The sequence below is a fragment of the Aerolutibacter ruishenii genome (assembly GCF_007830115.1).
In the GTDB taxonomy this organism is placed as follows: domain Bacteria; phylum Pseudomonadota; class Gammaproteobacteria; order Xanthomonadales; family Xanthomonadaceae; genus Aerolutibacter; species Aerolutibacter ruishenii.
This window is the reverse complement of the sequence record NZ_VLKP01000012.1, coordinates 82127-89361: the sequence shown is the minus strand read 5'-3', so window position 1 is coordinate 89361 and position 7235 is coordinate 82127. Positions and strand designations below refer to the sequence as shown.

Sequence of the window (7235 nt, the reverse complement as noted above, 5' to 3'; positions counted from 1 at the left end):
CTGGAGGCCAACCAACCGCTCATGGTGGTCTACGTGATGAAAGAGCAGCTCAAGGCACTGTGGAACGCCCCAACGGCGCAAACGTGGCGTCGTGCATGGAAACAGTGGCTACGCCATGCCCATGAAAGTGGCATCCCGGCCCTGATCCACTTCGCCAAGTGCCTGAGGCCTTATTGGCGCGGCATCGTCAGCCGGGTGCGCTGGCCCATGCATACAGGCCTTCTGGAAGGCATCAACAACAGAATCAAGGTCATCAAGCGCATCGCCTACGGCTACCGCGATGACGCCTATTTCTTCCTGAAGATCCGGGCTGCCTTCCCCGGACTTGGGTGAAGAACCAGGAAAAAGGCACCTGTCGCCAGGTGCCTTTCCGGGATTGGTGGGCCGTCAAGGATTCGAACCTTGGACCTATTGATTAAGAGTCAACTGCTCTACCAACTGAGCTAACGGCCCGGAACAACTTAGGAGCGGAACTCTAGCAGAAAATTTCCGCTTCGCAAATAGTTGGGGTGGCTGAGGGGATTCGAACCCCCGACATCTGGAATCACAATCCAGTACTCTAACCAACTGAGCTACAGCCACCATATGCAACAACCCCGCCGGCTCTGGCGCGCCCGGCAGGAATCGAACCTGCAACCACCGGCTTAGAAGGCCGGTGCTCTATCCAGTTGAGCTACGGGCGCGTGGCGGACATCTTAGCCGAGGCGTGCAACTCAAATGGTCGGGGCAGAGGGATTCGAACCCCCGACCCTCTGGTCCCAAACCAGATGCGCTACCAGACTGCGCTATGCCCCGGGCCAGCTTCCGAGGTGCGCCAGCACCGCGAAAGGTCGACTATTCTCGGCCGCCCCAGCCAGCCTGTCAATGCGGCATTTCCAGCCCGCCCTTCCGGGTGCGCCTGTATGCTCTCGACTGGATCGCAGCACCGACAGACCCAAGGAGCAGACATGCGCAGTGGCAACCCCGCCTTGAAGGACAGCACCTTCCTCGACCTCGGCACAGGCAGCGTCGTCAGTGGCGCGCAGGACGCGATGTCCCTGAACGGCACGGTCAACAAGACCGCGTTCCTGCTGGTGCTGACCCTGGCCGGCGCGCTGTACACCTGGTCGCTGTTTTTCAGCAGCAATGGCGCCGCCAACCTGATGCCCTACGTGCTGGTCGGCGGGCTGGGCGGCTTCGTGGTGTCGCTGGTGACGATCTTCAAGAAGACCTGGGCGCCGGTGACCGCCCCGCTGTATGCGGCGCTGGAGGGGCTGTTCATCGGCGCGATCTCGGCGATGTTCGAACTGAAGTTCCCGGGCATCGTGATGCAGGCCGTGGGCCTGACCTTCGGCACGCTGGCCGCACTGCTGCTGGCGTACCGCAGCGGGCTGATCAAGGCCACCGAGAACTTCAAGCTGGGCGTGGTGGCCGCCACCGGCGGTATCGCCCTGCTCTACCTGGTCAACATCGGCATGGGCTTCTTCGGCAAGTCGATGCCGTTCATCCACGACAGCGGGCTGATGGGCATCGCCTTCTCCGGCTTCGTGGTGGTGGTCGCCGCACTCAACCTGGTGCTGGACTTCGACTTCATCGAGAGCGGCGTGGAGCAGCGTGCGCCGAAGTACATGGAGTGGTACGCGGCGTTCGGCCTGCTGGTGACGCTGGTGTGGCTGTACCTGGAGATACTGCGCCTGCTGTCGAAGCTGCAGTCGCGCGACTGACGCCGGCGCCAGGCTTTGCGTGGGAAGTTCAGGTCCTCGAAGCCGGGGACTCGGCAACCACACCGCCCCGATGGCGCGAGGGCAGCAGGATGAATACCACCGCCGCCGCGGCCAACAGCCAGCAGTAGTACACCTTGCCGGCGATCGCCAATGGCGACAGCCCCGCCAGCGATGCAGCCAGCAGTATCTGCGCGCCATACGGCAACACGCCCTGGGTGACGCACGAGAAGATGTCGAGCAGGCTGGCGCTGCGGCGCGGGCTGATGTCGTGGCGTTCGGCGATGTCCTTGGCCAGGCTGCCGGTGACGAGGATGGCCACGGTGTTGTTGGCGGTCAGGGCATCCGCGCCGACCGCCAATGCCGCGATGCTGGCTTCGCCCGAACGGCGGCCGGTGTGGCCGCGCGCGAAACGCGCGATGACCTGCGCAAGCCACGCCAGGCCGCCGGTCACCCGGATCAGTTCGGCCAGGCCGCCGATCATGATCGACAGCAGGGTGATCTCGACCATGCTCTCGAAACCGGCATAGATGTCCCCGGCAAATGCGACCGCATCGTACCCATCGCCCAGGAACAGGCCAAACAGGCCGGACAGCGCCAGGCCGATGCTGAGCACGAGCACCACATCCAGGCCGGCCAGCGCCAGGCCCAGCACGATCACGTAGGGCAGCACCAGCCATCCGCTGGCATCGCTGTCGGGCGGGGCCACGGGGGCCGTATCGCCCATCATGGCCATCAACGCCACGGTCGCGATGGCCGCCGGCAGCGCGATCTTGAAGTTCTCCCGGAACTTGTCGCGCATGCGGCACCCCTGGCTGCGGGTCGCCGCGATGGTGGTGTCGGAGATCACCGACAGGTTGTCGCCGAACATCGCACCACCGACCACCGCGCCCAACACCAGTCCGGCGTCCAGGCCCGCGGCATCGGACACGCCCAGCGCAATCGGCACGACCGCAGCGATCGTGCCCATCGACGTGCCGATGGCCAGCGCCACGAAGCTGGCCACCAGGAACAACCCCGGCAGGATCAGCGCCGGAGGCAGGCTACCCAACCCGATCGCGACCACCGCATCGACCGCGCCAATGGCCTTGGACACGGTGGCGAACGCGCCTGCCAGCAGGAACACCAGGCACATGAGCATGACGTTGGCGTGGCCCATGCCCGCCAGCAGGGTGTCGACGGGCCGCACGCCGCGTCGCCAGGCCAGCCAGGCACCCAGTGCCAGCGCTGGCAGGATCGCTACCGGCGCACGCAATTGGTAGAAGCCCATCGGCTCGCCCTGCGCGGTGAAATACATGCCGGCGCCGAAAAACAGCGCCAGGAACAGCAGCAGCGGCGTCAGCGCGAGCGCGCTGGGGCGGACGGCATCATTCATCGCTTCATCCGAATGGACAGAACAAAGGCAGTCATTCTGGGCTTCGCGGATCGGCCTGTCGAGGCCGTCAGTGGAACGCTCCGCTACCGTCCATGAGCCGTTCAGGCGGCGGAAGCGGCATGCTCGGCCAGGTTGGCCACTGTCCTGCTCACTGCGGCCCATCCGACCGCCGCGCGTTGCCGGGCGGAAACGAAACGGGGCGCCCAAAGGCGCCCCGCCAACCGGGAGCGGAAACTCCCTGCCTTGCCTCGCCTCAGGCCGTCGCGCGCCTGGAGATCGCCTCGGCGAAGGTCTGCGTCGTGCCCGTGCCGCCCAGGTCGGGGGTCAGGTTGTCCTTGGCCTCGAGCGTGGCGATGATCGCCTCGCGCAGCCTGGTCGCCTTCTCCGGCAGGCCAAGGTGGTCGAGCATCTGCGCGGCGCCCAGCAGCAGCGCGCACGGGTTGGCCTTGCCCTGCCCGGCGATGTCCGGGGCGGTGCCGTGCACGGCCTCGAAGATCGCGGCATCGGTGCCGATGTTGGCACCCGGGGCCAGGCCCAGGCCGCCGACGAGGCCGGCGCACAGGTCGGAGATGATGTCGCCGAACAGGTTGGTGGTGACGATGATGTCGAACTGCTCCGGGCGCATCACCAGCTGCATGCAGGTGTTGTCCACGATCATCTCGTTGCACTCGATGTCCGGGTACTCGGCGGCCACGGCGCGCGCGGTCTTCAGGAACAGGCCCGAGGTGGACTTGAGGATGTTGGCCTTGTGCACCACGGTGACCTTCTTGCGGCCGGTCTTGCGGGCCAGCTCGAAGGCGTAGCGCACGATGCGCTCGGAGCCGCGGCGGGTGATCTTCTGGGTCAGGGTGGCGACTTCGCCGTCCTCGGACAGGGCCTGGCCCTCGCCGATGTAGGCACCTTCGGTGTTCTCGCGCACGGTGATCAGGTCCACGCCCGACGGGAAGCGCGACTTGGTGTTGGGGAACGACTTGGCCGGACGCACGTTGGCGTACAGGTCGAAGCGCTTGCGCAGCTCGACGTTGATCGAGGAGAAACCCTCGCCCACCGGGGTGGTCAGCGGCGACTTCAGCGCGATGCGGTTCTTGCGGATGGAGTCCATGGTGGCCTGTGGCAGCAGCTCACCGTGCTTCTCCAGCGCGACCAGGCCGGCGTCGGCGAACTCGTACTGCAGGCCGAGGTTCATCGCGTCGAGCACGTGCAGGGTGGCGTCCATGATCTCCGGGCCGATGCCGTCGCCACGGATGACCGTAATCGTCTGGGTCATAGGGGGTTTTCTTCCGACTGATGGGCGCCGCGGGGGAAGTACGGCGCCGGATGGTTAACCGCCGAATTATGCCCGAAATCGCCCGTTCTTTTCAGGTGCAACCATTGGCCAATGGTCGGAGTACGGGCTGGAAGCCTTGTGGCACGGCGCTTTGAGCGGAGCGGTCATTCGGACTACGGGATTGAGTCACGGCATAGGGGAGCGAGGGATCGGACCCCGAACAGGTCAAGGGTCCCACCCTCCGGCCTCCCGCGCGGCAGGCCAACGAAGGCCGGCGCGGCTCAACCGTGGTCGTGTCCGGCGGGCGCCCCGGCCTCGCCCTGCTCCAGCCGGTCGAGGAAATCAACGGCGCGGCGCAGGTGCGGGATGACGATGGAACCGCCCACCACCAGGCCCACCGAGAAGGTCTCGAACATTTCGTCGCGGTTGACCCCCGCCTCCCTGCACTGGGCCACGTGGTAGCTGATGCAGTCGTCGCAACGCAGCACCAGCGAGGCGACCAGGCCCAGCAGTTCCTTGGTCTTCACGTCCAGCGCGCCCGCCTGGTAGGTCTGGGTGTCGAGCGCGAAGAAGCGCCGCACCACCTGGTTGGGCTCGGCGAGGATGCGTTCGTTCATCCGCTTGCGGAACGCGGTGAACTCGGCGACGCGGTCGCTGCTCCCGGGACCAGCGTTGTCCGGGCTGCCGCTCACGCGGAAACCTCGGCCAGCAGCGGTTCCAGGCCGCCGGCACGGTGCAGTGCGATCATGTCGTCGTAACCGCCAATGTGGGTGTCGCCGATGAAGATCTGCGGCACGCTGGTGCGCTGCGTCAGGGCGACCATCTTCTCGCGCTCGGCCGGGTCAAGGTCGATGCGGACTTCCGTCCACGACTGCCCCTTGCTCTTGAGGAAGTTCTTGGCCGCCACGCAATACGGGCAGATGGCGGTGGAGTAGATGGTGATCGCGGGGGTGGTTGACTGGCTCAAGACTGGCTCCGTGAACTCGTGGGGAGGGCTGTGGTCGAATATGGGCCTGCTCTGGCCGGTTTTCCACAACACCAGTGGAACACCAGTAGAACACTGGGGTGCTTAACCGCCGATTCACCCGGGCGACCCCGGGAAGCGTCATGCTGGCCAGGCACCCGCCCGCCCTACCGAAAGGACGCCCGCTTGCGCCGCACTTTACCGCTCACCGCCGCCCTGACCTTCGCGCTTGCCAGCCTGGGGGCGCCTGCCCAGCAGACCCAGCTGCCGGACATCGGCTCCTCGGCAGGCGAACTGGCGACCCCGGCCCAGCAGGAGGAGTACGGCGGAATGATGCTGGCGCAACTGCGCCACTACGACTACATCCTCGAGGACCCGCTGGTGGAAAGCTGGCTGGACTCGATGGGCTCGCGACTGGGCGCAAGCAGCGACAACTCGCGGCAGTCGTACACTTTCTTCATGATGCGCCAGCGCGAGATCAACGCATTCGCCACGCTGGGCGGCTACATCGGCGTGAATGCCGGCCTGGTGCTGGCCGCCGACCGCGAGGACGAGGTGGCCGGCGTGCTGGCGCATGAAATCGCCCACGTGACGCAGGACCACGTGCTGCGCGCGGTGGAGCGCGCCCAGAAGGACCAGTTGCCGATCCTGCTGGCCATGCTGGGCGCCATCGTCGTGGCGCAGTCGGCCGGTGGCAACTCCTCCGATGACGCGGCCCAGGCGGCCATGGTCTCCGGGATGGGGCTGATGCAACAGCGGCAGATCGATTACACCCGCTCCAACGAGCATGAAGCAGACCGGCTGGGCATCCAGTCGCTGGCCCGCACCGGCTACGACCCCATGGCCATTGCCGACTTCTTCGGCAAGCTGCAACAGCGGTCGCGGGCCAACGGCGCCAATTACTACGGTACCGATGCCCCCGAGTTCCTGATGACCCACCCGGTCACCACCACCCGCATCAGCGAGGCCAAGGACCGCGCTCGACAGATCGCGGGGAATTCGCCGACCACGCTGCCCGCTCCCCGCGCCAGCCTCAACCCGCTGCTGCCGCAGGGACTGCAGGTCGGACGCAGCGTCCTGAAATCCGGCGACACTGGCCGCTTCGATTTTGCCCGCGAGCGCCTGCGGGTACTCAGCGCCGATACGCCGCGCGAGGCGGTGACGGAGTACGAGCGCCTGGCGAAGGCCGGCAAACTGGATATTGCGCAGCGTTATGGCATGGCGATTGCCCGCCTGCGAGCCAACGAGCCGGCGGCGGCCGCGGACCTGCTGCAGGGCCTGCTGGTCGAGGTCCCGGGCGATGAGTGGCTGGAACTGGCGATGGCCGAGGCCGAGGCCAAATCGGGGCGCCATGCCCAGGCGGATACCCGCTTCGAGTCACTGATCCAGCGTTTTCCGGATGATCGCGCCATCGCGCTCACCTATGCCAGGGCGCTAGCCGAACGCAACACCGTGGAGGCCGGCAAGCGCGCCCAGGCGCTATTGCGACCGCAGCTGTCGCGCGCAACCGACGACCCGGCGTTCCAGCGTACGTTCGCCCGTGCCAGCGAGATCGCCGGCGACCCGGTGCGCGCGGGTGAGGCATACGCCGAAGCCGCCTTCCTGGGCGGTCGCCCGGAGCAGGCACTCGTGCAGCTGAACACCCTCAAGAAGCGCCCGGAGCTGGATTATTACGCCCGCGCGCGGATCGAGTCGCGGATCGCGGCGATCACCCCGGTGGTGCTCGAGCTACGGCGCCTGGGCGTGCGCGACGAGGTCCTCGACCGTCGATGACAACGGCAAGACGTTGTCACATTGGCGTCACGAAACGGTAGTGTACTGGCACGGCTTCAGGTGGCCCGCCAGGGCTCCGGCGACACTGGACGTGCCGCAGGTGGCCATACGCCGGGCGTGGCGCAGGTCCGCCGGAAGCCTCCACAGCCAACTCCC

General features: G+C 66.5%; 7 protein-coding genes and 4 tRNA genes. 3 read left to right on the top strand and 8 right to left on the bottom strand.

Annotation, left to right across the window (positions count from 1 at the left end):
* Nucleotides 1-333: transposase (locus IP93_RS13545; protein ID WP_144811546.1), on the top strand; the 333-nt coding region annotated here is incomplete at its 5' end.
* A 44-nt stretch (nt 334-377) separates the two neighbouring features.
* On the opposite strand, the gene IP93_RS13540 is transcribed toward IP93_RS13545, so the two are convergent.
* From IP93_RS13540 to IP93_RS13525, 4 genes are all read right to left on the bottom strand, one after another.
* Nucleotides 378-453, bottom strand: a tRNA-Lys gene (locus IP93_RS13540).
* Nucleotides 454-505: 52 nt separating this feature from the next.
* Nucleotides 506-582: transfer RNA gene (locus tag IP93_RS13535), tRNA-His, on the bottom strand.
* A 24-nt stretch (nt 583-606) separates the two neighbouring features.
* Nucleotides 607-683, bottom strand: a tRNA-Arg gene (locus tag IP93_RS13530).
* 35 nt (nt 684-718) lie between these two features.
* A tRNA-Pro gene (locus tag IP93_RS13525) sits at nt 719-795 on the bottom strand.
* Nucleotides 796-947: 152 nt separating this feature from the next.
* Here IP93_RS13525 and IP93_RS13520 point away from each other — a divergent pair.
* Nucleotides 948-1703, top strand: a complete 756-nt coding sequence (locus tag IP93_RS13520; protein ID WP_158636351.1) for a Bax inhibitor-1/YccA family protein — start codon at nt 948-950, stop codon at nt 1701-1703.
* A gap of 28 nt (nt 1704-1731) precedes the next feature.
* On the opposite strand, the gene IP93_RS13515 is transcribed toward IP93_RS13520, so the two are convergent.
* The 4 genes from IP93_RS13515 to grxC form a co-directional block, all read right to left on the bottom strand.
* The gene (locus IP93_RS13515; protein WP_144816578.1) at nt 1732-3075 is read right to left on the bottom strand and encodes a Na+/H+ antiporter NhaC family protein; all 1344 of its coding nucleotides are present in this window, start codon (nt 3073-3075) and stop codon (nt 1732-1734) included.
* A gap of 253 nt (nt 3076-3328) precedes the next feature.
* Nucleotides 3329-4342 (bottom strand): isocitrate dehydrogenase, encoded by a 1014-nt coding sequence (locus tag IP93_RS13510; RefSeq protein ID WP_144816576.1) that lies wholly within the window; start codon nt 4340-4342, stop codon nt 3329-3331.
* 281 nt (nt 4343-4623) lie between these two features.
* Nucleotides 4624-4959, bottom strand: a complete 336-nt coding sequence (locus tag IP93_RS13505) for a carboxymuconolactone decarboxylase family protein (RefSeq protein WP_425480053.1) — start codon at nt 4957-4959, stop codon at nt 4624-4626.
* Nucleotides 4960-5030: 71 nt separating this feature from the next.
* Complete coding sequence (gene grxC, locus IP93_RS13500; RefSeq protein WP_199747233.1) at nt 5031-5309, bottom strand: glutaredoxin 3; 279 nt, start codon at nt 5307-5309, stop codon at nt 5031-5033.
* A 183-nt stretch (nt 5310-5492) separates the two neighbouring features.
* Between grxC and IP93_RS13495 the strand changes: the two genes are divergently transcribed.
* Nucleotides 5493-7079 carry a M48 family metalloprotease gene (locus tag IP93_RS13495; RefSeq protein WP_144816563.1) on the top strand — a complete coding sequence of 529 codons (1587 nt, stop codon included), beginning with the start codon at nt 5493-5495 and terminating at the stop codon, nt 7077-7079.
* Nucleotides 7080-7235 lie beyond the last annotated feature (156 nt).